Raw genomic sequence first — 25596 nt, 5'->3', positions numbered from 1 at the left:
CAGATGCGTTGTAGCCCAGCGTGCCTCGCCACCTTCCTTCCCCTCGAAGAAGGAGCGCAGCGTGGCGAGAGGGGCACCAGGGAAACTGGACATCACGATCGGCGCGCATCTGCGCCGCTTGCGCGAAAGCGCGAGGATACGGCAAAACGACGCTCTGCGCCGTCCTGCGCTCCCTGCAAACTGGCGATCCGGCCCATGTACTCGGGCGCAAGACCCTTGGTGCGACCGACGCGCCGACGATCGAGGTGCTGCTGGACGGCGGGCAAGTCCGCTTCGATGGCACGGCATGGAGTGCGACCAAGCCGGAAATCGCCATCTTCGACGGCGTGTTCGTCGCGGAGAACGTGCATTCCGGCGAAGTCGTGGACATCGAGCACAAGCGCAACCTTTATCGCGTCATTGTAGGCGATACCGGCGTAAAGCTAGCAGCGCAGGATGCAGATTTGGCCGCTGAAAGCCGCGCCAAGACTGGCGAGATCAGCACGGCCAGCAAGGCGGTTCAGCCGCATGTACCGGTTGGCATGAAGCTGGACGCCTTCATTGCTCTTCCGGAGACAGCCGACATTGCCGCGCAAATTGAGGCGCAGGCGCGCAACGTGGACGCGCTGCGGCAGGCCGGGGCGCTACGCGCCCGCCCTGTCCTGTCAGAGTTTACCATTCCGGCGCTTCCAGAGAATTTCGCCGACCTGTTGGCCCGCACCATCGACGACGTTGCACAGGACGCGGAGCACCGATTGTCGGAACACCTGGCCGCGCATGGCATGACGGCCAGCGGCGGCAACTGGATCGCGGATGGCCTTGGCCATGCTGGCGATACCTGTCCTTTCTGCGGGCAAGACATTCGGGAGCTTCCGCTGATCGCTGCGTTCCGGGCCGTGTTCAGCGAGCGCTACAAGGCGCTGGTCGAAGAGATCGCCGCCATGAAAGCGGTTGTCATGCGGGACATGGGCGATGCCGCCTTGGCCCGGCTTGGCACCGTCGAGGAGCGGAACAAGGGCGGCGTCGAGTTTTGGCAGAAATACTGCGCGATTGAGGCCCCTGCCCTCACATTGCCGACCGAGGCCGTTGAGGCGATCCGCGCGCTGGCCGTCGCAGCGATCGGACTTCTTGACCGCAAGGCGACCGCGCCGCTTGAACCGATCATGCCGGATGAAGGTTTCAACGCCGTGTGCGCCGTCTATGACAGTGCAGTCGCTGCCGTTGCGGAGGCGAATACCGCGATCCGCGCGGCGAATGTCGCCATAGCCGAAAAGAAGGCGGCCGCCGATGGTGGCGACCTTAAGGTAGCCGAGGCCGAGCTGGCCCGCCTAACGGCGATCCAGACTCGTCACCGTGCTGACGTGTCCGACCTTTGCGCCACCTATACGAAGCTCTCCGACGAAAAGGACGCCATCGAGGCGCGAAAGGAGGCGGTCCGGAAGCAGCTCGACGCGCACACAAAGACTGTGGTGAAGCCCTACGAGCGGCGCATCAATGAATATCTGGTCGCTTTCAACGCCGGCTTTACTATCACCGAGACCAAACACGCCTATCCCGGGGGCGTTGCGACATCGAGCTACCAGCTCGTTATCAACGACACGGCCGTTGACCTTGGCGACAGCAAGACGCCTGGAGATCGACCGAGCTTCAAGAACACCCTTAGCGCCGGCGACCGCACCACCCTCGCCCTTGCGTTCTTCCTCGCGCACCTGGAGCGTGATCCGGCGGCGGCCGGAAAGTTGGTCGTGTTCGACGATCCCTTTAATAGTCAGGACGCTTTCCGCCGCCGGCAAACCGTCCATGAGATTATGAAGGTTGCCGGTAAGTGCGCCCAGGTCATCGTGCTGTCGCACGATGCCACTTTTCTCAAGCAAGTTTGGGATAAATCGCCTGCGGCCGAGCGTGTCGCGCTAACTATTGCCGATCACCGTGCACAAGGCTCGAAGATCATGCCGGTGGACTTGGATCAGGCCTGTCGGGGCCGGACAGCCACTGACATTGACGACCTGCAAACCTATTTGACGACCGGTGCAGGCGGCTTGCTCGACATCATCCGCAAGATGCGCGTCGTTCTCGAAACCCATTGCCGCACGACCTATCCTGGCAGCTTCTTAGCCGATGACTGGTTGGGCGAAATGGTACGGAAGATTCGCGAAGGCGGTGATACCCACCCCGCACAGGCTCTCTATGACGAGTTGGATCAGATAAACGACTATACGAGCCAATATCACCACGGTGAGAACATAGCCGACGCCACGCCGGATCAGATTGATCCGAGCGAGCTAACGGGCTTCACTCGGCGCACATTAAAAATCGTTAATGCTCTTCAAGCGTGAGCTACCTCAAGCAACTATGACACCCCTGTACTAGCCATGGCGACCTGAGGCGTTTCGTGCTTTGGCAAACCCTCTGTCCGTTGCGATGAACCGCTCCAGCATGGGCACGATGAGCCTGAGGGGATCGCTGACCGGCTGGCCGGTTTCGCGGGCCAGCACCTCGGCATAGGTGACCAGATTGCGGTGAAGCGATCCCGGCAGTTCCACTGTCACTTTTACGGGCTTGTCTTCGATGATAGGACCGAGTTTTAGTTTCGTCATGGTCAACCTCCGGCATTCTGGAATATGAGGTCGCGAGTGACGATGATCCTGACCGGGAAACCGGGACGAATGGTCAGCGTCGGCGCAACCTGTAACTGGCGCTGGATGATCTGCTGACCCGCCTGATTGATGGTGTCCTGCGCGCCGTCGCGGATGGCGCGGATCAGGCGGTCCTCGTCGTCGGTCGCCAGTTCCGCGCCGACCGCGAGCAACGTGGACAGGCCGGCGGCCTTCATCAGATCCCACCAGTGGTAGTCCACCCCGTCCTCAAGTCCGGCATAGCCGGAAGCGTCCGCTCCGGGCAGACGTTCGAGGACGATGGAACGGCCGCCAGGCAGGATCAGGCGATTCCACACCAGGAGTACGCGGCGCTGACCGAAAATCACGCTGTCGTCATATTGGCCGATGATCCGGGTGCCCTGCGGGATCAGGAGAAGCGAACCCGTCGGACTGTCATAAACGTTCTCGGTGACTTGCGCGGTGATCTGGCCGGGCAGATCGGAACGGATGCCGGTGATGAGCGCCGCCGGGATGACAGACCCTGCCTGTAGGATCCAAGGCGATGCCGGCGGCGTGACGCGATCCGGAGCGACGGTCTGGCGGTCCACCGGACCGCCCAGGAAAGCGGCATGCCGGTTCTGTCCGGTCCCGCTGACTTGCGCACCAGGACCGCCAGGGACGGGAATGGTCGCATCGGCTGATGCACCTGTGCGCAGCCCTGACTGGAAGAACACATTGCTCAGGCGCGCCGCTTCCTCCTCGGCGCGGCGGCGTTCTTCCTCGGGGTCGACGGCAGGTGTCGTGATGACAGGCGGCGCAACCGGCTGGCCGCTGTTCTGCGCGTCAAGGATCGGACGGCCGAGGTCGCCGGGCAGTGGCGGCCCGAGGACCGGGCCGGTGTAGTCGGAAGGCAATTCTCTCAGGCCATCGGCTGTCGGTCGGTTCTCGGTCGAATAGAGTTCTTCGCCGCTCGGACCTGTATCGCGGGTCTGGAGGGCGTAAATGAGCGCGCCGCCAATGCCGAGCAGCGCGACGGCTCCGACACCTGCCAGCATCTTGCGGGACAGGCGGGTCACGCGGGGCGGATCGGCGCGCAACCGCATGGGTTTGGTGGTGTCCGCGATGGTGGTATCGGTCATGATTGGGAATCTCCGATGGCAGCAGCGCGGGCGGCGGCCTGTCTTTGCTCGACGCGGACAATCCTGACGACCTGCTGGCGATTGCCGCTGCCGAGGCGCAACTCGGCGGCGCCGAACAGGCGGTCCACGATCAGGACATTCTGATGGACGCGGCTGTTGACGATCTGCGGTTCGCCATCGTTACCGAGTACGAAGATCGGCGGCATTTCGCCCTGGACGATCCCGCGCGGGAACACCACGTAAACACGCCTTCCATCGTCAAAGACCGAGACGGGCCGCCACGGCGGATTGTCGCCGGCGAGGCCATAGCGATAGTTGCGTGCAGCCTCCGCCGGAATGATCGGTGCAGCCGGAACGGTCTGGCGCTGGCCTGCCGGTGGCGCAGGATAGGCCCATGCCACCGCCGGCATGTAGAGCGATTCTTGTGCGCGCAGTTCAATCAGGTATATGCGCCGGTCAGTGGTGATGACGAGGTTGGTGGAAATGTCCGGGCGCGTCGGCTTCACGAGGATATGGACACGGCGGTTTGCACCGCTGCCGCTCTCGGTGTCGCCGATGATCCAGCGGGCGGTGTCGCCCGCCGCAATCGGCCCTGCGCCTGTCAGGCTCTCGCCCGGCTCCAACGCAATGGTGGTGATCTGTCCGACTGCGGCATAGACCTGATAGAGCGCGCCTTCGCTCCACGGATAGATCTGGATGGCGTTGTAGTAGCCTTCGCGGCGCGGCTCGACGCGGGCGGCTGCATTGGCGTTCTCGACACGGCCGGCCGGCGTGGCGGCAGCCTGTCCGCCTCGCGCCACAGTCCAGGCCGGCGGCACATGCAGCGGCCGGGGTGTGTCGTCGGTCGCGGCCTCCTGCGCCACGGGTAACGGCGGCACCTCGGCGTCGTAGCTCCATTGCGGCGTCCGGTTGGTGGCGCAGCCGGCCAGCATGGTGGCGGACAGGAGCAATGCGGAAACGGCCGGTTTGCTGATGACGCGCGTCATTGGCTCATCTCCCGCGACCAGTTGATTGCGTTGACATAGATGCCGAGCGGGTTTGCGCGCAGGCGCTCGGCGTCGCGCGGCGTCTGGATGACGATGGTCAGGATCGCGGTCCATCGCTCGGTGGTGGAAAGCTGGCCGTTCTCGTAGTGCCGTTCGGTCCAGGCGACGCGGAAGCTGTTCGGGGACGCCCGGATGACGCTCGACACCTCGACGGCGACCTGGCTCCGGCCGACGCGGGTGAAGGGGTCGTTGGCCCGCGCATAATCGTTCAAGGCCGCCGCGCCCCGGTCGGTGGTGAACTCATAGGCGCGAAGCCAGTTCTGGCGGACGATGATGGCGTCGGCCGGAATCGACCGGACCTGCTCGATGAAGCGGCCGAGATGCCATGCGATCTGCGGATCGGTGGGGCGGTAGTCGGCGACGGCCGGTGCGACGGTCTGCGCCTGCCCGAGATTATCGACCTGCACCACCCAGGGCACCACGGTCCCGCGTGCGGACTGCCACACCAGCGCCGAGGCGAAACCCGCCGAAAGAATCAGAGAGCCGAAGGCCATGAGACGCCAGTTCCTCGCCTGCACGCGGGCCGAGCCCATGCGCTCGTCCCAGACTTGAGCGGCCTTCTGATAGGGCGTCTCGGGTTCCGGCGATTTGCCGTAGTGGGTTGCTGGTCGTTTGAAGATGTTCATGAGCGGTCGCTTTCGGAAAGGTTGATGGAGGAACCGCCGCCATGGCTGTCGCCGGAACGCACTGCATGGGCGGCCATGGTGGCGCCGTGGTTGAGGGCCTGCCGGCGCTGCATCCGCTGCGCCCAGGCGGGAGGACCGCCGGCCGGGCCGGACGGCGCGGCGGGGGGATCGGCGCTTACGCCGCCCACCGTTCCCATGGACGATGTGCCGCCACCGGCGGCAAAGCCCGCGCGTGCGCCAGCGGTGAAGCTGGATTTGATGCTTTCGCTGGCGCGCGCGGCGGCGCGTTTCAGGGGCGAGATGGCCGCCGATCCTGCGGCGCGCGCAACGCCGCCGAGGCCGGAGGCGACGCCTGCCGCGCCGGACTGGCCGAGCGAGCCGACGCTGTAGGCTGCGCTCGCCGCGCCTGCGGCGGTCGCGCCGCCCCGAACGGCGGCGGCTCCACCGGACATGGCGGCAGCGCCGCTCTTGATGGCGAGACCGGCCGCACCGCCTGCGGCAAGGGCGCCCCCCCCTACGGCAAGCCCGGTACCGACGGCTGATCCCGCGCCGAGTTGCGGACCGCCGCTCAAGAGACCGGAGGCGATACCGGGACCGAAGATGCCGAGGCCGAGCAGCGAGAGGGCGGCGAGCACGATCGCCATGGCATCGTCGATGGTCGGGGTCTGCCCGCCGAAGCCGGCCGTGAATTGCGAAAACAGCGTCGAGCCGATGCCGATGATGACGGCAAGGACCATCACCTTGATGCCGGACGAGACGACATTGCCAAGCACGCGCTCGGCCATGAAGGCGGTCTTGCCGAACAGGCCGAAGGGGATCAGCACGAAGCCGGCGAGCGTGGTCAGTTTGAACTCGATGAGCGTCACAAAAAGCTGGACGGCAAGAATGAAGAAGGCAAGCAGCACGAGCGCCCATGCGAAGAGAAGGCAGGCGATCTGGATGAAGTTCTCGAAGAAGGACCAATAGCCCATGAGGTCGGAAATCGATTCGAGCAGCGGCCTGCCGGCGTCGAGACCGGTCTGCGCGACGCGGCCGGGGCGCATGAAATCTGCGGCCGAAAAGCCGGTTCCCGAGGCTTGCAGCCCGAGACCGGCGAAGCTCTCGAAGACGATCCTCGCTAGACTGTTCCAGTTACCGATGAGATAGGCGAAGACGGCGACGAACAGGGTCTTCCTGACGAGGCGCGCAACAATATCGTCGTCCGCCCCCCAGCTCCAGAATAGGGCGGCGAGCGTCACGTCGATGACGATGAGCGTCGTGGCGATGAAGGCGACTTCGCCTCCGAGCAGACCGAAGCCGGAATCTATGTAGCTGGTGAAGACCCCGAGAAAGGAATTTATGACGCCGGTTCCGCCCATGGGCTACGGTCCTTCGTTTTGCCGGGCAGCGACTGATGCGGGTGTGCGGCCCAGGAAGCGGTCGCGGGACTGAGCCCAGGTGGCGAGGCATTCGGGATCGCTCACGGCCGCCTCACCAAGTCGCTGGCACCGGCGCAGGCTCTGGCGCAGCGGATCGTCCGGGGGCTGGAGCGCCGGAGCCAAACGGGATGGCGCGGAATCGTCCCTGCGCGTCATCTCGACCACCGTTGCGGTGATGGCGACGGCAACGAATATGACCGCGCCGAGCCGGACGAGCATCCCGGTGTCCATAAGCGCTCCCCCGTCGCTCAGTTGTTGCCGTTGTTGAACATCCGGGCATTACCGGGCTGGTAGCCGCTGCCTGGTGTCAGAAACCGCTCGCGCTGGATGCGGCCCTGTTCGGCAGCCGTCGCGCGCTCGGCCCCGATCAGCGCTTCCGCCCGACCGTTGGCGGACATCAGCGCGATCAGGTCGGAAAGCTGCTGCGACTGGAGGGCGAGAAGCTGGTTGCCGGCCTGCGTGGCTTGCAGCGCCCCGGCAGCATTCTGGCTTTGGCCGATGAGCGCAGCCATTTCCGCGCGGTTGGTGTCGATGTTGCCAACAACGCCGGCCTGTACGCGCAAGGCGTCTTGCAAGCCGCCCACGGTGTTTTGCCAGCGGGCGCGTGCATCGGCGACGAGTTGCTGGTCGGTGGCCGACAGCGAAACGTTGCCATATTGGCTCTGGAACGCCTGATCGATGCCCTGCACCTCGAAGGCGATGTTCTGCGCCTGATTGAGAAGCTGCTGGGTGCGGCTGACGTTCTGCTGAATCTGCTGAAGGGCGCTGTAGGGCAGGCTCGCCAGGTTGCGGGCCTGATTGATGAGCATCTGCGCCTCGTTCTGGAGGCTGCGGATCTGATTGTTGATCTGCTCCAGAGTGCGTGCGGCTGTGAGAACGTTCTGCGCGTAGTTGGACGGGTCATAAACAATGCGGCCTAAGCCAAAGAGCGCCAGCGCTGGACTTGCCAGCATGGGCGACAGGGCTACCGGCATGGCAAGCGCCAGCGCGATCATGGATACCCCGGCGATACGGGGAACGGGAACACGGATCATAAAAGAGGCTCCTTTCCTGCGGTGGTCTCTGGCGCGGCCGGTGCGGTGATTTCCGGCCGGCCGCCAAGGTTGGTGAGGCTGGGAATGAGGTCGGCCGCCCAGTCGACGCCGCGATGGCGCAGCCAGGCGTCAAGGAACCCGTCACGTCCGTGCTCCTTGAAGATGCGCGCGATCTCGGACTGATCGGATTTGGTGGAGGCGGCACAGAGCGCGAGGCCGACTTCGGACAGGCCCAGCTCGAACAGCCGGTTGCCGCGGCGGCTCTGGCAGTAGTAGTCCCGCTTCGGGATTGCCCGCGCCAGAATCTCGATCTGGCGGTCATTGAGGCCGAACCGCCTGTAGATGGCCGTGATCTGCGGCTCGATGGCGCGCTCGTTGGGCAGCATGATCCGCGTTGGGCAGCTCTCGATGATGGCGGGGGCGATGGTGCTCTGTTCGAGCTGCGCCAGCGATTGGGTGGCGAAGATGACGCTGGCGTTCTTCTTTCTGAGCGTAACCAGCCATTCGCCCAATTGCCTTGAGAAGGCCGGATCGCCGAGCGCCAGCCAACCCTCGTCCACCACGATCATCGTGGGGCGGCCGTCGAGGCGGTCGGCGATCCTGTGGAACAGGTAGGCGAGGACGGCGGGCGCCGCGCCAGTCTCAAGCAAACCTTCGGTCTCGAAGGCGGCAACCGGAGCATCGCCGAGATTTTCGGTCTCCGCGTCGAGCAGCCGCCCGTAGGGGCCGCCGACGCAATAGGGTTGCAGGGTGAGCTTGAGTTCACTGGACTGGAGCAGGACGGACAGGCCGGTCAGGGTGCGTTCCTCGACCGGCGCGGAGGCGAGCGAGGAAAGCGCGGTCCAGATATGCTCCTTGGCCTCGGGCGTGACCGTCAGCCCCTCGCGCGTGAGGATCGCCGCGATCCAGTCGGCGGCCCAGGCGCGATCCTCCGTGTGCCCGATACGGGCGAGCGGCTGGAGCAGGACCGGAGCGTCCGCGCCTTCGGTCAGGCGTCCGCCGAGGTCGTGCCAGTCGCCGCCCATCGCCAGCGTGGCGGCGCGGATCGAGCCGCCGAAGTCGAAGGCGAAGACCTGCGCTCCGGCATAGCGCCGGAACTGCAGGGCCATGAGGGCGAGCAGCACGGACTTGCCCGCGCCGGTTGGGCCGACGACAAGCGTGTGGCCCACATCCCCGACATGAAGGGAAAACCGGAACGGGGTCGAGCCTTCGGTCTTGGCGTAGAGCAAAGGGGGCGCACCGAAATGCTCGTCCCGTTCCGGCCCTGCCCATACGGCGTTCAGCGGAATCATGTGGGCAAGGTTGAGCGTCGAGACCGGCGGCTGGCGGACATTGGCATAAGCGTGTCCAGGCAGGCTGCCAAGCCATGCGTCAACCGCGTTGACGGTCTCGGCCATGGCGGTGAAGTCACGGCCCTGAACGATCTTCTCGACCAGGCGCAGCTTCTCTTGCGCCACGCGCGGGTCGGCATCCCAAACGGTGACGGTGGCCGTAACATAGGCCATGCCTGCCACGTCCGCCCCAAGCTCCTGCAACGCCATGTCGGCGTCGAGCGCCTTGTTGGCGGCGTCGGTGTCAACGAGAGCGGACGCCTCATTGGTCATCACCTCTTTCAGAATCGCGGCGATGGACTTGCGCTTTGCAAACCATTGGCGGCGGATGCGGGTCAGCAGCCGGGTCGCATCCGACTTGTCCATGAGGATGGCGCGGGTAGACCAGCGATAGGGAAAGGCAAGCCGGTTCAGTTCATCCAGAATCCCCGGCGTCGTCGCGGCCGGGAATCCCACGATGGACAGGACGCGCAGATGCTGATCGCCCAGGCGCGGCTCCAGCCCGCCGGTCAGCGGCTGGTCGGCCAGAAGCGCGTCGAGGTACATCGGCACTTCCGGCGCGCGCACGCGATGCCGGTTGGTCGAAATGGTGGAATGCAAATAGGTCAGCGTCTGGCCGTCATCGAGCCAACGGCACTCCGGCATGAAGCCGTCGAGCAGCGCCAGCACGCGATCGGTGCGATCGATGAAGCCGCGCAGCATCTCCCTTGGGTCCACGCCTGCGTTCTCCCTGCCCTCATAGAGCCAGGACTCTGTTCGGGCAGCTTCCTCGGCAGGCGGCAGCCAGAGAAAAGTCAGGAAATATTCCGAGACGAAATGCGTGCCGGCTTCCTCGAACTCAGCCTTGCGCTCGGCATCAACCAGCGCGGACGCCGGATCGGGAAAGATGCTGTCGGGGTAGGTCCCAGCTTCATTACGCTGTGCCTCGACAAAGATCGCCCAGCCGGAACCGAGACGGCGCAGGGCGTTGTTGATGCGCCCGGCGACGGCAACCAGTTCGGCGGCGACGGCGGAATCCAGATCGGGGCCGCGGAATCTCGCAGTGCGCTGGAACGAACCGTCCTTGTTGAGCACGACGCCGGGGCTGACGAGCGCGGCCCATGGCAGATAATCTGCCAGCCGGGTGGCGGTGCGGCGATACTCCGCAAGGTTCATCATGGCCGCAACCCTCACACCGCCAGATGACCGGGGATGCGCAGGTGCCGCCGCCCGGCCTCTACGAACTGCGGATCGCGCTTGGCCGCCCACACGGCCGCGAAATGGCCGATGGCCCATATGGCGATGCCGACCAGCCAGAGGCGCAGGCCCAGGCCCACGGCCCCGGCAAGCGTCCCGTTCATGATGGCGATGGAGCGCGGTGCGCCGCCGAGCAGGATATGCTCGGTCAGCGCACGGTGGACCGGGATCGAAAAACCCGGCACCGCGTCGAGCTGCTCGAAACCACCCGCCATCAGACGAGCGCCCCGCCGCCGAAAGAGAAGAACGACAGGAAGAAGCTCGACGCCGCGAATGCGATGCTGAGGCCGAACACGATCTGAATCAGGCGCCTGAACCCTCCGCTCGTATCGCCGAAGGCCAGCGTCAGTCCGGTCACGATGATGATGATGACGGCGATGATCTTGGCGACCGGCCCCTCGATGGACTGAAGGATTTGCTGAAGTGGTTGCTCCCACGGCATCGAGGAGCCGGAGGCATGGGCCGCCGGAGCCATGAACATGGCGAGCGCGGCGATGGTGGCGGCCGTGGTGAGCTGGCGGCGCAGACGGGATGCGTGATGGATCATTCGGGGTCTCCTTTTTGGCTGGTCGCGGGGGTGATGCGGTAGTCGCCATCCGGCCCCAGCCCGTCGACGCGGGCGAGTTCGGCCAGCCGGCGCGCGGAACCGCGCCCGGAAAGGACGGCAACAAGGTCGATGGTCTCGGCGATCAGCGCGCGCGGGACGGTGACGACAGCTTCCTGGATGAGCTGCTCAAGGCGGCGTAGCGCACCGATGCCGGAACCGGCATGGATGGTGCCGATGCCGCCGGGGTGTCCCGTGCCCCACGCCTTGAGCAGGTCCAGGGCTTCCGATCCGCGCACCTCGCCGATGGGGATGCGGTCGGGGCGCAGGCGCAGCGAGGATCGGACCAGATCGGAAAGCGTCGCCACGCCGTCTTTCGTCCGCATGGCGACAAGATTGGGCGCGGCGCATTGCAGCTCGCGCGTGTCCTCGATGATGACGACGCGATCGGCCGTCTTCGCCACCTCGGCGAGCAGCGCATTGGTCAGCGTCGTCTTGCCGGTGCTGGTGCCGCCCGCCACGAGGATGTTGGCGCGGGAAGAAACGGCTGCCCGTAGGGTCGCGGCCTGATCGGCGGTCATGATGCCGGTGGCCACATAATCGTCGAGGCTGAACACCGCGACGGCGGGCTTGCGGATGGCGAAGGCCGGCGCGACGACTACGGGCGGCAACAGCCCCTCGAACCGCTCGCCGGTCTCGGGAAGCTCGGCCGAGACACGCGGGCTGCGGGCATGAACCTCCGCACCGACATGATGGGCGACCAGACGCACGATGCGTTCGCCATCGACAGCCGATAGTAGTTCCCCGGTATCGGCCAGCCCTTCCGACAGCCGGTCCACCCAGATGCGGCCATCCGGGTTCAGCATCACCTCGATGATTGCAGGGTCTTCGAGAAACCGGGCAATGGACGGCCCGAGCGCGGTGCGCAACATGCGCGCGCCGCGCTGGATGGCTTCCGGTCTGTGGTGGTTGGCGGTCATGTCGGCCCCTTTCCTTCGGGGTGCGCGACAGACGGTCCCCCGATCGGGGTCGATTAAAAGAACCTGATTTTTGTCTGCCTCAACAAGTATTTACGCGCGTGCGGCGGGATACGATGATCGACGGCAAAAAGGACAGGTTCGGCCCGGAACTATTGAGCGGGTCAAACTGCATAGATATGAGGACAGGAAACGATGACGGGATCGCACCGAATGAACATCAGCCCGAAAATATACATAATGGGGGCGTCCTGTTCGGGCGTCTCGACACTCGGTGCGGTATTGTCAGAGTGGACTGGCACACCGCATATAGATGTCGACGATTTCTACTGGATGCCGACCGATCCGCCGTTCAGTATCAAGCGCCCACCCGGGGAGCGCGTGCGGCTGATCGCCGAACGGCAAAAAGCGTCTGACGGATGGATTTTGACCGGCTCCTTCATGGGATGGGGAGACGCCCTGATCCATGACATCGACCTGATCGTGTTCCTTTACACTCCTGCAGCCATCAGGTTGCAACGGCTCGACCAGCGCGAGGCGGCGCGCCACGGGGATCGCATCCTGCCTGGCGGCGATATGTATGAAGCGCATCTGGCCTTCCGGGAATGGGCATCGGGCTATGATGATCCGCTGTTCTCCGGACGGAGCCTTACCCAGCATGAACGCTGGCTCGGCCAGCAATCGGTTCCGGTTCTCAGGCTGAAAGGCGAGAGGCCGACGGATGAGCTGGCGGATGCGGTAGTCAGCGAGATCCAGCTCATTGCCCAGAGGGCTGGGCGTTAGCCGGGTTCAATTGCGGTTCTGACGCCGGGGCTTTGGGTTCTTCGCCGGGGACATCCCGAGACAATTCCCTGAGGAACCTGTCACCCGCCGCCAGCCGTCGGCCGAGCGTCTGCATGAAGCCCTCGAACCGCTCGGTGCCCTTGGCACGCGCCGACTGTCGCGCGCTTTCCGGCAAAGGCGGTGTAACCGTCATCCAGTAATGGATAAAGAGCGCCAGGGTCTCGCCGAGGATGGCGACATCCATATCGAGCGCGTCGATCTGGCGGCTGATCCTGTCCAGGCGGCGGGACATGGCCGCTTCCAGATGCTCGGCGGTATCACCAGAGAGAAAAGAGGCAACAGCAGCCTCAATGACGGCGGATTGCGACACCCTGCGGCGCAGAGACAGCGCCTTGACCCGCCCGAGCAGTTCCGGGTCGAAATAGACATTCATGCGAGTGCGTTTCGCCATGGCGCTGCCTCAAAGTTCAATTCCGTCATCTGGGTTCATGGCAACCTGCCGCGCCACCATCCGCATGCGCTGGCGCATTGCCCGGGCTTTCGCCGTATCAATATCCGGTTCGTCGTCGAGCAGTTCGAATGCCTGTGCGGGTGCTGCCTGTGGAGGAAGTATTTCCTCATGGTCCGGCAATTCCGGCTCGCGGCGGATGCCCGCATTGGTGGGATCGCCGCCTGCGCTATCCGCGAGTTTCGCGGCGGACTGGTGCACTGGCGCGACAATGCGGCTCGTCCAATCATCTGTTGGAGTGGAGAGTGCGTCTCTCGAAGCCATGGCCATATCAGGCGGCGGCAGGATGCGCTCCATGAACCGCGCATCCTCGAAATACCGCGCCTTCTTCGCGCGGATCGGCGGTGTTCCTGCGACCATGACGATTTCGTCGGTGGGTGGAAGCTGCATGATCTCGCCCGGCGTGAGCAGCGGCCGGGCCGTCTCCTGCCGCGACACCATCAAATGCCCGAGCCATGGGGCCAGTCTGTGCCCGGCATAGTTGGTTGAATCCCGCAGTTCGGTCGCGGTGCCGAGCGCGTCGCTCACCCGCCTGGCGGTACGCTCGTCGTTGGTCGCAAAGCTGACACGGACATGACAATTGTCGAGGATCGCGTTGTTCGGCCCGTAGGCACGCTCGATCTGGTTGAGGCTCTGGGCGATCAGGAAGGATTTGAGGCCGTAGCCCGCCATGAAGGCGAGCGCCGATTCAAAAAAGTCGAGCCGGCCAAGTGCTGGAAACTCGTCCAGCATCAGCAGCAACCGGTGACGCTTGGCCGAAGTGTTCAAATCCTCGGTCAACCGCCTGCCGATCTGATTGAGGATCAGACGGATAAGCGGCTTGGTGCGGTTGATGTCGGACGGCGGCACGACGAGATAGAGCGTTACAGGCTCCCTGTTCCCGACCAGATCGGCAACCCGTGGGCAATCATCGACAGCAAAGCGTCGCGCCCAACATTGAACTGGCGAATGGTCGGAACTTGCCATTCGCCGGCAAAGCGTATCACGATCAGATCGTGCACCTGCGGACCGGTTCCTCCCTCGCGCACGAGGAAGGTTTCGTTTGACAGGTCGCTCCATTCGACGTGCGTCTTTGCTGCCAGGGGATGGGTGCCCGAGAAGACCGCCATAAGCGCATCACGCCAGATCACACCGGAGTGGAGATCAGGAGCTCTGCACTCCCCAGCCATGAAGGCCAGGTCAAGTCCTGCTTCGCGCACCATGACCTGCGTGTCGCGTGCGGTACCCTCGGTTATGTGCAGGGATACGCCCGGATTCCGCTGATGGAACAGTTCCAGCAGTCGGTCGAGAAATCCGCCTGATATGAGGGCATGAACACCAATACGGAGTTCCCCCTCTTCGCCCCGCGCGAGAATCCCGGCCATCTTTACGGCACGATCAAGGATCTGCAGCGCCTGCTCAACCTCCGCCACAAAACGACGACCGGCCTCCGTCAGCCGGACCCCACGCGTGTTCCGCTCGAACAGGAGAACACCGAGGGCTTCCTCAAGCGCCTTGATACGGGCGCTGACGCTCGATTGCGTTACGCCGAGCGCGCTGGCAGCGTGACGGAAGCTAAGATACTCGGCGACCGCAAGTGCCTGGCGCAGGGAAACGAGAGGAATTCTGGTGTTGATAGTATACTTGGTTTCGCCCCTCTGAGACGTCCTGCCGGATGTGCGTTTCATCGACTGCACCCGCACTCATAAAACCGGGCGAAACCTGGGAAAGAAGACAGAGCATGGCTTGAGGAAAACAAGCTGCGTGGCTGGATCTGCCACATTGCCAAGCTCCTTAAGCTGGCGTTTGGCATCGAGACCCTCCGTACACCCATGAGCGGAGATAAAGTCTGCTGGACGCAACGCAATTAGGCGCATTACCACAGTCGCAATCCGAAAGCGCCGGAGAATAACTTGTTTCATCTATGATAAATACGGACAAGGTCAGAAATGACGGATAGTGCCCCCTGATTTCCGGCGTTGAAATACCCAGGTTTGTTTGTATTCCCTGTTTTCTGCCACCCTTTTGGAATCATTTTCGCCCTGCCCCAGCACCAGCAAAAATAATGGACTGATGAGCGCTCCCGGCCGCGATGACGCCTGCAGCTGCTGCGAGTGTCGCCTGCGGCATGGGGCTAGCTGCGTCTCCAGCCGCGAAAACACCGGGTACGGACGTCTGACGCCGGTCATCAGTACTGATGATTGGTCCAGTCGGCCCGTCCTCAAAGAGGCACCCCAGCCTCTCTGCCAGATCGCTGGCCGGGACCGTTTGCGGAAGGGTGAAAAGTGCGGACAATTCTATTGTTCTGCCGTCAGCGAGGCGAACCCCGTCAAGCGTTGGTGCATTGCCGACGAGCCCTACAATCGGGGTATGCTCGACCTTCACGCCACGACTGGACAGCGCTACCACTTGCTCTGACGTCGGGCTAAACAGACCCTGAGTGAAAAGGGTCGTTGTTCCCCAATCCTGCACAAGCATTGCCTGATGAAACGCCATTTGATCGCGGGCCAGCACCCCCAAAGGCCGTTGGTTCAACTCATAGCCGTGACAATAGGGGCAGTGGAGAACACTGACGCCCCAACGCTCTTCGACACCCGCCAGATCAGGAAGAATGTCGCGGACACCGATTGCGAGGATTAGACGCTTCGCCCTCTCTTCCCTCCCATCAGCCAACGACACACGAAAGCCCATTTCGGTAATGGCTGCGTCCACAACCTCTCCCTCACGGACTTCCACTGTCGCGTAGGTTGCCAGTTGACGGCGCGCAGTCGAGATGATGACCGATGGCGGCACGCCATCCTGCCCAAGAAAGCCATGGGAAGTGCGTGCGAAACGGTTGCGGGGACTGCCGGCGTCAACGAGCAAGGTACGCAGTCTGGCGCGCCCCAGTTGCAGCGCAGCTGCCTGCCCTGCGAAGCTGCCGCCGACTACGATGACATCAAACTCCATAAGCGCCTCCTTTATGTATCTTTTAGAGATACATGACTTGCCTGTGTTCGTCAACTCTGAAAGATGTTCGCATCCCCTCGGACCGACCGTAGGGAATTCAACGCAGGGCGACAGAGAAGGCCCCACCAGGTATGGTCAAGTAGGAGATTCTGAAAGGAGATGGAGCACCGTTGAGAACAGACAGTCGATTGTCAAGAATGCTGCATGTGCTCTTGCACATGGCACGGCACGACGCCCCGCTTACCTCTGAGCAGATCGCTAAAATGCTCGATACTAACTCTGTGTTGGTTCGACGGACGATGGGCGGCTTGCGGCGTGCGGGTTATGTGCGTTCGGAAAAAGGGCACGGTGGCGGTTGGTCGCTTGCGCGAAACCTGACTGAAATCACCTTGCTCGACATACACAACGCTATCGGCCGCCCAAAGATCTTCGCCATAGGAAACATGGGCGACAACCCGCACTGTGCGGTCGAAAGGGTCGTCAACGCCGCGATTGATGATGCCCTTCAGAGCGCGGAAGCCCTCCTGCTTAAGCGCTTCGGTTCCGTGCGGCTATCCGACCTCGCAAATGAATTTGAACGCATTTGCTCGGATACCGGATGGGACGAGGACCATTTGCCAACAGGTCTCTAACTGACAAAAGGCGTTGCCCGGCAGCCCTAGTGCATGGAGAATGATCGAGTGCAGCACACACCATGCGAACCAATAAACCCACGCTCATGTAAAGCCGGCAATGTAGCCGTCCGGTCGAACGAGCATGCTTGTCGCATCGCGTACCAGATCGTCGGAAGACTGACAGCGAACCCGCCGCACCGCCGCTTCTGGCAACCACGCCGGCGCCCTGGCCGATTTGCCCTCCGCGAAACTTAACGAGAGCCATTTGCCCTCCTTGAGAAGGGCGTGAACAGTCGTCTCAGCGCCGTCTTCCAGCACAAGGCGGCTGTCGGGCGACCGGCAGCCCGCTGCGGGATCGTCGCTGCCGGGCAGTGCATCGTGCGCATATGTGATGTCGAATCCCGACAACTCGCCAGCGAGGCGCCGGTTAAGCTCGCCGACCTTGAGCAGATCCGACATCAATGCGCGCAGCGCGAGGTGGGCTGGATCGAAGCTGGTCATCATTGCGATCTGCGCCAGCGTGTTGCGGGCGAGCTGAGCGCCAACTGGCCGTCTTTCCGTCTCGTAACTGTCGAGCAGCGCGTCAGGCGCCTCGCCCTTGATGACTGCCGCCAGCTTCCAACCGAGGTTCATTGCATCCTGCAGCCCGACATTCATGCCCTGGCCACCAGCTGGCGCGTGGATATGCGCAGCGTCCCCCGCGACGAAGAGATTGCCGCGGCGGTAGGCGGCAGCCAGCCGTGTTTCATCACCGAAGCGCGTGAGCCAGGAAGGATCGCGCATGCCGAGATCCTCACCAAGAACACGGCGGGCTGACGCGGAGAGTTCCTCCAGCGATAGAGGTTCGCGCGTGTCGACGTGAGAGCGCTCCGGGTCGATGAGGATGATCCTTACCCGCCCGGTGGCGTCGATGGGCGCGAGCATGCCGCCGCCGCGTGCATTGCAGAAGGCACGCACGGGTGGCCCCTCCCTTGCATCGATGCGGACGTCGCCCATCATTACGCTGTGGGAGGTATCACTGCCTTCAAACGCGATGTTGGCCGCCGCACGCACGACGCTCCGACGCCCATCAGCGCCGACAACGGCGCGGCAGTCGAAGCGGAATGCGCCATGGGCGGCCGTGCCTTTTACCGTATAGCCGCGCTCGCTGTCCCCAGCGATGCTTTCCACATGATGGCCGCGATGGATCCCCGCCATTGACGATGACAGTCCGAAGCGCCGCGCGGCGCCCACGAGACTGCCTTCCTCTACTGCCGCGACAAACACTGCCATACTGGTCAACCGATCCAACCGTCACTCCATTCGATAATCCAGGTATCAGGTGATAATAAAATAATGGAAATTATATATCAATGCGATCAGACATAGATCTGCCTGCACCTGCCGCAAATGCTCTGGTGAAAGGCGAATTAAACATGAACATCACCTCGAACGGAATCTCGTTGTTCGTCGATCAGCAAGGAAAAGGCGAATTAGCTTTAATCTTCTTGCATTACTGGGGCGGCTCGTCACAAACTTGGAAGTATGTTACGGCGGAGCTTGCAACGAGCTACCAAACCATCGCGATTGATCTTCGTGGATGGGGTCAATCCGAAGCGCCTAACGTGGGCTATACGTTGGCGAATATGTGCTCAGACATCGAGGGAGTCATTAAGACACTTAATCTGCGCCGCTACGTGTTGGTCGGTCATTCCATGGGAGGTAAGATCGCCCAGTTAATGGCATCACTCCGACCGGTCGGCTTGGCGGGTCTCGTACTGGTAGCACCATCCCCGCCCACGCCGATGAATCTTCCCGCTGCGGCACGAGAGTCGATGGCCAGCGCTTATAGCAGCCGGGAAGCGGTTGAGGCGACTATCGACAATGCGCTTACCGCCAAGCCCCTTTCTGCCGAAATTCGCGAGCAAGTTATAAAAGATAGCCTAAAAGGGGCACCGGCCGCAAAATTTTCCTGGCCGCAACACATGAGCCAAGAGGATATTTCGGGGCATATCGCGAGGATTGCCGTCCCCACTGTTGTGATCGCAGGTGAACAGGATAAAGTTGATACACTGGACGTGTTAAGAACCGAACTAATGGTCCGCATGCCAAGGGCCGAAATGCATGTATTGGCCGGCACTGGGCATCTCTCGATACTGGAATCGCCCCGGGAAGTAGCGGCGCTCATTCGAGACTTCTGCGAAAATCTCACTCGCCGGAATGTGTAACCTGCCTGCATTCTGCAATGGGGCGTTGCCCCCCCCGAATAATTATCTCGCCGCCGGGATATGCTCCTGGCGGTGGTCAGTACGGAGACTGCTACCCGATGCTATCAGACTGCCCCTGCCGGCCGTTCGGAATAGCGAACGAATAGACACGTATTGCACGCCGCGGTCGGAGGGATGAATGAGCCCGCCGCGATGGACCGGCGCCGGTTATGAAGTGCCTGATCGAGGACATTGAAGATGGTACCGGACCGGCATGGGCGGTCCGGCTCGGCCGCCAGCCGACGATGCGGCGAGCGAAGGCATCGATCACAAAGGCCACGTAGACGAGCCCCCGCCAGGTCGCACATAGGTGGCAGACCTGTCCGCTTGCCGGCATCGATCTCGACCTTCTTTACCCAATCCAACAGCGTATGTGCCGAGCTGCCGATCTTGGCCGAGATCGAGTGGCAGGCAGTCCAGTGGGAAGAATGATCCCCCTCGTTGTCAAACACCAATCGAACCGAACGTTCTCGCAGCTCGAGGGAAATTTATTCGTCGTTTTGCTCGTCATGGCTCCATCCTAATTGGAAGTCGGAGTCTTCGGCAAAACCGGCGCGGTTCACCCCGTTACTTTTGTCGGGGCCGGAGTTCCGCATGTCACAAGGAGGGATTGCTCTCTTTGCACTCGCAGGCGTTGCGGGCGCGGTCGCGGCGCCCGTTGCCGGTCGGATCGCTGATCGTGGCTGGATACATCTCGCCACCGTTTTTGCGATGCTGTCGGTAGCAGGCTCATTCTTGCTTACCCATATCGCGCCAGTTGGTTCAACACTTTCGCTCGGATTGCTCGTCATAGCGGCGATTCTTCTGGACTTCGGCGTCTCTGCAAACATGACACTGGGCCAACGGGCCATCTTCGCCCTTGGCGCGGAGTTCCGCAGCCGCCTTAACGGACTTTACATGGCGACTTTCTTTGTTGGCGGCGCTGCTGGTTCGGCAGTTGGAGGGTGGGCTTATGCCCGAGGTGGCTGGACGTTCACTTCGTGGATCGGATTCGCTCTGCCCGTTGTCGCACTACTCTATTCACTATCCGAACGCGCGGCTAACGAGCCCGTACAGAGGCTATGAATCGCGCTGACGTTGGCACGCTCCGAGGAGCGCCAGCAAACGGCAACTGTTGCTCCAAAGTTGCGATGAAGATCATCGCCATCTTCCCGAGTCACTCGCAACCTTGGCTCTCGGCCGGGAACCGTCATTGACTGTAACCACATCGCAGGACGCGACACGGGTCCACCAGCTGCGGACCTTATGCGGTAACAGCCGACAGCGCAGGGCCACAAGCGAAACGAGGACACCATTCCTACCCCGCCGGCCGAGTTAGTAATGAACTTGGTCCCGACCATCTGCAATTTGCGTTCTTGCGGGGCGGAATGCAGCGCGCACCACTATCCGCGGTGGTATCGCGGCACTAGCGGATGTCGCAAGCACCACCCGCGGTCACTGAGCCGGAACCCGGTCACACGACGTTCAAATTATAATCTGCCCAAGTCAGTGCGGGCAAGCCCTGCGTCGCGGCCCGAAGATCGGCCGGAAACGGCACGCTCGTCGCGCTCGGACGGGCTGCGAACCGATGGAACCAATCCATGAGACGCGGCGCATCTTCGGGATAGGGTACATCATACAGGTCGTGAGCGAACTGAACCGTCGAGTAGGTGATGCAATCTGCGATAGTAGGAGAATTTCCAACGAGGAATTCACCATCCTTCTCAGACATCAGCATATCGATTTCGCGGAGCCGGCGATAATACCATTCTGCGCCAAGCCGAGCCGCATCGCGATTGAGCTCCTCCCGGCCAGTGAAGAGCGGGCTGGCCTTGCGAACCCAGAAGCTGAACATGGTGGTCGCCTCGTCTGCGAGGGCGACGAATTCCCGCGTGCGTGCCTTTTCGGCCAACGTGCTCCCGATCATGGGAGGCGTCGGATAGCGTTCCTCGAGATACTCGAGGATCGCAATTGATGATCGGATGATGATGTCCTGATCGACCTGCAGGATCGGAACAGTGCCCAGCGGCGACAGTTTCAGCATGTCTTTCGGCGGCCAGCCCTGGCTCAGGTCGAAGGGCGAACGTTCGACATCTGTTATGCCTTTCTCGGCAAGGTAAATGCTGACACGACGTGGATAGACTCCGAATTCCATCTCGTAGAGTTTCATAGAAGCATTCTCCAAGTATCGCGCCTCTTGACAGAGTATCGCGTTTCTCGACAGGTCGCCATCATGTAACTTTATAAGTTTCGTATTTCAAGCCCCAGGCGATCGTTGTTGTTCGAATCAGCCTCAGGGCTGAATGACCCCGTCCCATGATCCTTTAGGTATCATCTTCAAGATCGGTCCTACCGGGGTCGGAGAGCCCTGTGGTTTACCGCAGCGCCATCCCGAACAGCACTTTCATCGTCAGGCAGGTCTGTATGGCCGCGCCGTCGTAGTCCCGCGGCGGCCCGCGCTTGCCGGTAGGTGCGGCTTCCCAGGTCATGACGGGATCGAACCAGATAGTCAGCGAGCCTCGGCGCTTCAGTGCTTCGTTATAGGCTCGCAAGTTCCTGGCCCTGAAGGTGGCGGTATCGCTCTGCTCATGCCATCCAGCTATCACACTGGATTCACGAGAAGAATTCATCACCCGATTTGTGCAACACAGCCTTGAGGGCTAATCATCAGGCCTGGACCTCACCTCGCATGCGATAACGTGCCCCTCCTGCCTGAGCGCTCATTGCCGCTGCTCAGAGGTGGCGAAGGATGCGCACAACAAGAGGAAATTCCACCCATTGCGTAAACATTTTCTTTCGTGTAAGTTTTTCTTGACTCAAAGGAGATCGGCTTGACCGGCAACGAGACCACATTGCTCACACGACTCCAGGCTTTGGCACATCCAGTCCGACTTTGGATTATTTCCAACCTCGCGGACGGTCGTCGCGCCTTCGTCAGCCAGTTGGCAAAAGAAGCAGGCATCAGTCGCCCGCTGATGAAGATGCATCTCCTGAAGCTTGAACGGGCAGGATTGGTACGCAGCGCTTTTGAGGCGGCAGAAAGCGGCAAGCTCGCCAATTTTTATGAGATCAGCCCGTTTTCACTGGCAATCAGTCCTCAGAGCATTGCCGAGGCAGGACCGCACCCAAGGCCGAGCGATTACCACAACTCAGGAGCCAACAATGACTAACGCGCCCGCATTCATCATTCTGTCTGTTCTGACGCTCTTGGTGATCGTCATCGTGTTTGCCATGAAGTATCTGACTGCCGCTCGCCGAGGCCGCGCGCTGGAAATGAAGGAAAAAGAAACAGTAGCGGCCATCGAAGGCTTGCGACAGGAGATCGCGCAACTGACGAACCGGCTTAATGTGGTGGAAAAACTTCTGAAAGACGTCGAATGACCACGGGTAGTTGTCATGGATATCCGACGCTGAAGAGGCTCTGCCACCCCCGGCGCGACTTCCCGTTGCTGGTAGCCTCCAGAGCGGGCCTGTCACAGTCATAATCGTGCGGAATGGCGGTCTGATGCTCTATGAACTGATAAAGTCTGTCCATATCATAGCGATGGTGATCTGGTTCGGTGGGACCATGACGGCAGCGCTCGCCCTTCTATACGCAATGCCTGAGACCATCGCCCGATTCGTGCGGTTCGATCGCAGCGTAACAACGCCTGCCATGGTCGTGATGTGGGCGGCCGGGCTGACGATGGCATTCTGGCACGGATGGTTTGCGAGCATATGGCTCGCAGTCAAGCTCGTAATTGTCATCGCCCTGTCTGGGGTCCACGGCATGGTCTCTAGCAGTTTACGGCGGGTGCAATGTGGGCCACCGAAACAGCCCGACATTATGCGCCTCGTGCTTCCGGTGATGTTTATCTGCATCAGCGCAATCGTGTTGCTGGTGATCATCAAACCATTCTGAGATCAGAGCACCCAGCAACAGAAAGCAACATCCGCAAAAACCACGGTGAAGTCCGGAGTAGCAGCTTCGGCGATGGGGAACTGCTGCCTCGGCGGATGTCAGCCTGAGGCCTGCGCGTCGAGAACATGCGCTTAGCAGCACTAAACGATGACGTTCCCAAAACCATGCGTGGAACAGCAAACAAAGAGAGGTTCTCGCGATGAACAGTATCATAAACGGAGCAGCTTGGGTCAGCTATCCCGTACTTTTCCTCCACGTTGCTTCTGGCTTCATCGGCATGTATGGCGGCTTCGTCCCCCTCTTTACCCGGAAAGGTGGGATTTCGCACCGTAGATGGGGCCTCGTATTCGTCTGGGGTATGGCTATTGCCGCAGTTACGGCCTTTCCCTTAGCTTTCTGGAGCCGTGACATTTTTCAGGCCACGATCGGCCTGCTGAGCGGGTATCTCGTACTCATGTCGGTGCGCAGTTTGCACATTAACAAGGCTCCGCGCCCCTCGCTGGACTGGAGCGTCGCATTTGCGGGAACGTTCGCCTTCATGGCCATGATCGGCGCAGGTATTGTGCAATTTAATACTGCACCGTCCCCGCAGGCGCGCGCCTCCATCGTTTTCGGGGCACTCGGTCTTATTGTATGCGCGCGCCAATTCATGGCGCTGACCACCGCCGTCACCACGTTTCGGCAACGGGTGCTTGATCACATGCTTGCAAGCTGTTTGGCTCTGACTTGTGGCGTTGCCTCATTCCTCAACACTCAACTCGGCAACCTCACCGGCCTCGACTGGCCATTGGACTGGCGGATGCTGTTTCCGGTCATCTGCGCTATCCCGATCTTAACCTATTTCCTTATCCGTTGGTCACGAAAGCTACGGGGCGTTGAATCGGTCGCAGGGATCGTTCAGGCGCCGGAAAGCTCTGAAACAACACGGTTTCGCTTCTTTGCGCGAGCTGAAGGCATATCGTTGCTTGTGCTAATGGGGATCGCAGTTCCTCTTAAACATTTTGGAGGGCACCCCGAACTCGTTCGGCTGATGGGTCCGGTCCACGGCGCGCTGTTTGTCTTGTATGTCATAGCTGTAATGCTGGCGCGGCGCCCAAACAGATGGACCACATCAGTTGTGATATGGGCAATTCTCGCGAGTATCGTACCCGGTGGCACGTTTATTTTCGACGCATTGCTTCGTCGGAGAGACAATCGGGAGATCAACCCCGCGTCAGTAGGCCAAACCTTGAGTTAGGGCATCACGATCTCCCCTCTCGGCATTCCATTGCGGTAGAGCAGAAAGCGAGGATTTCGCAGTGGCTATCCGTCTCTGAAAGCTAGTTTCCCGCTTATCCCTTGACCGCGATGAGAATGATGCATATACGATTTATATATGAATCATGCGTCTGGGGATTGCGATGGGCATCGTAAAAATTGACGAAGCGCTGCACGATGAGGTTCGAAAGGCCAGTTCGGTCATGTGCCGCTCCATCAACGCGCAGGCTGAATTCTGGATGAAGATCGGCATGCTGGCCGAGGCCAATCCAACCCTGTCCTTCAATGACATTGTCAAAATGCAACTGGAGGCGGCGGAACGACAACCAAAGGACCTAGAAGCCGCCTGACATGGTCAAGACTCCTGATGAGCTGGCGCTCATGCGCATATCGGGCAAGATGTTGGCGTCCGTCTTCGAAATGCTCGATCGGCAAGATTTGGTCGGCATGTCAACGTTGCAGATCAACGATCTGGTGGAACGCTTCATCAGCGTGGACCTCGCCGCCCGTCCTGCCAGCAAAGGCCAGTATGGTTTCAAGTATGTGCTGAACTGCTCAATCAACGACGTTGTCTGCCACGGCGTTCCCGACAGAAATGAGATCATTCGTGATGGCGACATCGTCAATTTTGATATCACGCTCGAAAAGAACGGCTACATTGCAGATTCGAGCAAGACCTATCTTGTCGGCAATGTTCGCCCTGCTGCGCGACGGCTTGTACGCATCGCACAGGAGGCGATGTGGAAAGGCATAATGCAGGTCCGTCCCGGTGCTCATCTGGGCGATATCGGCTTCGCTATCGAGCGTCACGCCAAAAGGAACGGCTGTTCTGTAGTGCGTGAATATTGCGGACATGGCATCGGCCGCGAGATGCACGAAGAACCGCAGGTATTGAATTTTGGCCGACCGGGAACAGGGATCGAACTGCGAGAGGGTATGGTATTCACCGTCGAGCCGATGATTAATCAGGGCTCTCGTAAGGTCACCACGGCTGAAGACGGATGGACCGTCTTGACAAGTGACGGAAAGCTATCCGCCCAGTTTGAGCACACAGTCGCAGTCACAAGAAACGGCGTAGAAGTCCTGACCCTGCGTCGAGATGAAAGAGCGGCGGTGGCAAGTTGACCGCCCACCAATGCTAACGGTGTTTTCCTCTCCCTATAACGAAGGGCGCCGAACGCGCGAAAACGCCTGCAACCGTCCAGGTTGATCGGTCGGCCGGGAGTTCTTCGGAGAAGAAAGTACCCACTACCGTATAATGGACGCCGTCGGGTGGACCTGTTCCGATTTTGTCCCGGTCCGGTGCTCATGCCCGGCGGCCCTGCGTTCGAAGTCCGTAGCTGATTTCCAGTCGAGGACTTCACCTGCCAAGAGACCGGCCCCGTCAAAAGTGAAGCCCGACTGGATGTGATGCTCCCTCCTGGCGTCGATGATGGTGATCGTCGCGCCGGGC

26 protein-coding genes and 4 pseudogenes are annotated in these 25596 nt (G+C 61.4%); 11 read left to right on the top strand and 19 right to left on the bottom strand.

What is annotated here, in order from left to right; all coding sequences use genetic code 11:
- Positions 1-245 precede the first annotated feature (245 nt).
- Complete coding sequence (locus tag ACWH43_RS00315; protein ID WP_260348256.1) at positions 246-2315, top strand: AAA family ATPase; 2070 nt, start codon at positions 246-248, stop codon at positions 2313-2315.
- Between the two features lie 30 nt (positions 2316-2345).
- On the opposite strand, the gene ACWH43_RS00310 is transcribed toward ACWH43_RS00315, so the two are convergent.
- Genes ACWH43_RS00310 through trbB form a run of 11 tightly spaced genes read right to left on the bottom strand, consistent with a single transcriptional unit; the run spans position 2346 to position 11930 of the window.
- Positions 2346-2576: a DUF2274 domain-containing protein gene (locus ACWH43_RS00310; protein WP_158446865.1), complete on the bottom strand. Its 231-nt coding sequence runs from the start codon at positions 2574-2576 to the stop codon at positions 2346-2348.
- 2 nt (positions 2577-2578) lie between these two features.
- On the bottom strand, positions 2579-3715 hold the full coding sequence (locus ACWH43_RS00305) for a TrbI/VirB10 family protein (protein ID WP_158446866.1): 1137 nt from the start codon (positions 3713-3715) through the stop codon (positions 2579-2581).
- Positions 3712-4701, bottom strand: coding sequence for a P-type conjugative transfer protein TrbG (gene trbG / locus ACWH43_RS00300; RefSeq protein WP_260348258.1), 990 nt, complete (start codon positions 4699-4701; stop codon positions 3712-3714). Before trbG ends, ACWH43_RS00305 begins: the two co-directional genes overlap by 4 nt.
- Positions 4698-5387, bottom strand: a complete 690-nt coding sequence (gene trbF / locus ACWH43_RS00295) for a conjugal transfer protein TrbF (RefSeq protein WP_260348259.1) — start codon at positions 5385-5387, stop codon at positions 4698-4700. The genes trbG and trbF overlap by 4 nt, the downstream gene beginning before the upstream one ends.
- Complete coding sequence (gene trbL, locus ACWH43_RS00290; protein WP_448153386.1) at positions 5384-6745, bottom strand: P-type conjugative transfer protein TrbL; 1362 nt, start codon at positions 6743-6745, stop codon at positions 5384-5386. Before trbL ends, trbF begins: the two co-directional genes overlap by 4 nt.
- Positions 6746-6748: 3 nt before the next feature.
- Positions 6749-7036 carry a putative entry exclusion protein TrbK-alt gene (gene trbK-alt, locus ACWH43_RS00285; protein WP_260348261.1) on the bottom strand — a complete coding sequence of 96 codons (288 nt, stop codon included), beginning with the start codon at positions 7034-7036 and terminating at the stop codon, positions 6749-6751.
- A gap of 17 nt (positions 7037-7053) precedes the next feature.
- Positions 7054-7839 (bottom strand): P-type conjugative transfer protein TrbJ, encoded by a 786-nt coding sequence (gene trbJ, locus ACWH43_RS00280; RefSeq protein ID WP_260348262.1) that lies wholly within the window; start codon positions 7837-7839, stop codon positions 7054-7056.
- Positions 7836-10328, bottom strand: a complete 2493-nt coding sequence (trbE, locus tag ACWH43_RS00275) for a conjugal transfer protein TrbE (protein WP_260348263.1) — start codon at positions 10326-10328, stop codon at positions 7836-7838. The genes trbJ and trbE overlap by 4 nt, the downstream gene beginning before the upstream one ends.
- An 11-nt stretch (positions 10329-10339) precedes the next feature.
- Positions 10340-10621: a VirB3 family type IV secretion system protein gene (locus ACWH43_RS00270; protein ID WP_158446867.1), complete on the bottom strand. Its 282-nt coding sequence runs from the start codon at positions 10619-10621 to the stop codon at positions 10340-10342.
- A complete protein-coding gene (locus ACWH43_RS00265) occupies positions 10621-10953 on the bottom strand; it encodes a TrbC/VirB2 family protein (protein ID WP_158446868.1) in 333 nt (110 codons plus the stop codon). Before ACWH43_RS00265 ends, ACWH43_RS00270 begins: the two co-directional genes overlap by 1 nt.
- Entirely contained in the window at positions 10950-11930 is a 981-nt protein-coding gene (trbB, locus tag ACWH43_RS00260; RefSeq protein ID WP_158446869.1) for a P-type conjugative transfer ATPase TrbB, read from the bottom strand. The genes ACWH43_RS00265 and trbB overlap by 4 nt, the downstream gene beginning before the upstream one ends.
- Before the next feature lie 210 nt (positions 11931-12140).
- On the opposite strand from trbB, the gene ACWH43_RS00255 reads away from it, so the two are divergent.
- The gene (locus tag ACWH43_RS00255) at positions 12141-12710 is read left to right on the top strand and encodes an ATP-binding protein (protein WP_158446870.1); all 570 of its coding nucleotides are present in this window, start codon (positions 12141-12143) and stop codon (positions 12708-12710) included.
- Here the strand turns inward: ACWH43_RS00255 and ACWH43_RS00250 are convergent.
- The 4 genes and pseudogenes from ACWH43_RS00250 to ACWH43_RS00235 form a co-directional block, all read right to left on the bottom strand.
- Positions 12685-13161, bottom strand: a complete 477-nt coding sequence (locus ACWH43_RS00250; protein ID WP_158446871.1) for a ribbon-helix-helix domain-containing protein — start codon at positions 13159-13161, stop codon at positions 12685-12687. The two genes, ACWH43_RS00255 and ACWH43_RS00250, sit on opposite strands and share 26 nt — an antisense overlap.
- A gap of 9 nt (positions 13162-13170) precedes the next feature.
- Positions 13171-14118, bottom strand: a pseudogene (locus ACWH43_RS00245) (type IV secretory system conjugative DNA transfer family protein); the annotation flags it as partial.
- Positions 14082-14885 carry a LysR family transcriptional regulator gene (locus tag ACWH43_RS00240; RefSeq protein ID WP_260348264.1) on the bottom strand — a complete coding sequence of 268 codons (804 nt, stop codon included), beginning with the start codon at positions 14883-14885 and terminating at the stop codon, positions 14082-14084. The gene ACWH43_RS00240 and the pseudogene ACWH43_RS00245, both read right to left, overlap by 37 nt.
- A gap of 343 nt (positions 14886-15228) precedes the next feature.
- The gene (locus ACWH43_RS00235) at positions 15229-16146 is read right to left on the bottom strand and encodes an NAD(P)/FAD-dependent oxidoreductase (RefSeq protein ID WP_260348265.1); all 918 of its coding nucleotides are present in this window, start codon (positions 16144-16146) and stop codon (positions 15229-15231) included.
- A gap of 170 nt (positions 16147-16316) precedes the next feature.
- On the opposite strand from ACWH43_RS00235, the gene ACWH43_RS00230 reads away from it, so the two are divergent.
- On the top strand, positions 16317-16778 hold the full coding sequence (locus ACWH43_RS00230; protein WP_176025079.1) for an RrF2 family transcriptional regulator: 462 nt from the start codon (positions 16317-16319) through the stop codon (positions 16776-16778).
- Between the two features lie 84 nt (positions 16779-16862).
- On the opposite strand, the gene ACWH43_RS00225 is transcribed toward ACWH43_RS00230, so the two are convergent.
- A complete protein-coding gene (locus ACWH43_RS00225) occupies positions 16863-18050 on the bottom strand; it encodes an FAD-dependent monooxygenase (RefSeq protein WP_260348268.1) in 1188 nt (395 codons plus the stop codon).
- A gap of 125 nt (positions 18051-18175) precedes the next feature.
- On the opposite strand from ACWH43_RS00225, the gene ACWH43_RS00220 reads away from it, so the two are divergent.
- On the top strand, positions 18176-18967 hold the full coding sequence (locus ACWH43_RS00220; protein WP_158444751.1) for an alpha/beta fold hydrolase: 792 nt from the start codon (positions 18176-18178) through the stop codon (positions 18965-18967).
- Between the two features lie 90 nt (positions 18968-19057).
- Here ACWH43_RS00220 and ACWH43_RS00215 read toward each other — a convergent pair.
- A pseudogene (locus ACWH43_RS00215) lies at positions 19058-19310 on the bottom strand (DDE-type integrase/transposase/recombinase); the annotation flags it as partial.
- A 257-nt stretch (positions 19311-19567) separates the two neighbouring features.
- Between ACWH43_RS00215 and ACWH43_RS00210 the strand changes: the two are divergent.
- Positions 19568-20071, top strand: a pseudogene (locus ACWH43_RS00210) (MFS transporter); the annotation flags it as partial.
- A 388-nt stretch (positions 20072-20459) separates the two neighbouring features.
- Here the strand turns inward: ACWH43_RS00210 and ACWH43_RS00205 are convergent.
- Together ACWH43_RS00205 and ACWH43_RS00200 are read right to left on the bottom strand one after the other, a co-directional pair.
- Positions 20460-21155: a glutathione S-transferase family protein gene (locus ACWH43_RS00205; RefSeq protein ID WP_260348271.1), complete on the bottom strand. Its 696-nt coding sequence runs from the start codon at positions 21153-21155 to the stop codon at positions 20460-20462.
- Positions 21156-21363: 208 nt separating this feature from the next.
- A pseudogene (locus ACWH43_RS00200) lies at positions 21364-21575 on the bottom strand (transposase); the annotation flags it as partial.
- 241 nt (positions 21576-21816) lie between these two features.
- Here ACWH43_RS00200 and ACWH43_RS00195 point away from each other — a divergent pair.
- From ACWH43_RS00195 to map, 6 genes are all read left to right on the top strand, one after another.
- Complete coding sequence (locus ACWH43_RS00195; protein ID WP_174813370.1) at positions 21817-22155, top strand: ArsR/SmtB family transcription factor; 339 nt, start codon at positions 21817-21819, stop codon at positions 22153-22155.
- Complete coding sequence (locus ACWH43_RS00190; protein ID WP_035211836.1) at positions 22148-22366, top strand: hypothetical protein; 219 nt, start codon at positions 22148-22150, stop codon at positions 22364-22366. Before ACWH43_RS00195 ends, ACWH43_RS00190 begins: the two co-directional genes overlap by 8 nt.
- A 124-nt stretch (positions 22367-22490) precedes the next feature.
- Positions 22491-22886 carry a CopD family protein gene (locus tag ACWH43_RS00185; RefSeq protein WP_113501315.1) on the top strand — a complete coding sequence of 132 codons (396 nt, stop codon included), beginning with the start codon at positions 22491-22493 and terminating at the stop codon, positions 22884-22886.
- A 199-nt stretch (positions 22887-23085) separates the two neighbouring features.
- Positions 23086-24123: a DUF3817 domain-containing protein gene (locus ACWH43_RS00180; RefSeq protein ID WP_260348272.1), complete on the top strand. Its 1038-nt coding sequence runs from the start codon at positions 23086-23088 to the stop codon at positions 24121-24123.
- Positions 24124-24286: 163 nt separating this feature from the next.
- The gene (locus ACWH43_RS00175) at positions 24287-24493 is read left to right on the top strand and encodes a ParD-like family protein (protein WP_035211856.1); all 207 of its coding nucleotides are present in this window, start codon (positions 24287-24289) and stop codon (positions 24491-24493) included.
- A 1-nt stretch (position 24494) separates the two neighbouring features.
- Positions 24495-25268: a type I methionyl aminopeptidase gene (map, locus tag ACWH43_RS00170; RefSeq protein ID WP_113501314.1), complete on the top strand. Its 774-nt coding sequence runs from the start codon at positions 24495-24497 to the stop codon at positions 25266-25268.
- The last annotated feature ends 328 nt before the right edge of the window (positions 25269-25596 follow it).

The sequence above is a fragment of the Allobosea minatitlanensis genome, assembly GCF_964020775.1.
The sequence above is the reverse complement of the archived record's forward strand: the minus strand, read 5'-3'. Positions and strand labels throughout refer to the sequence as shown.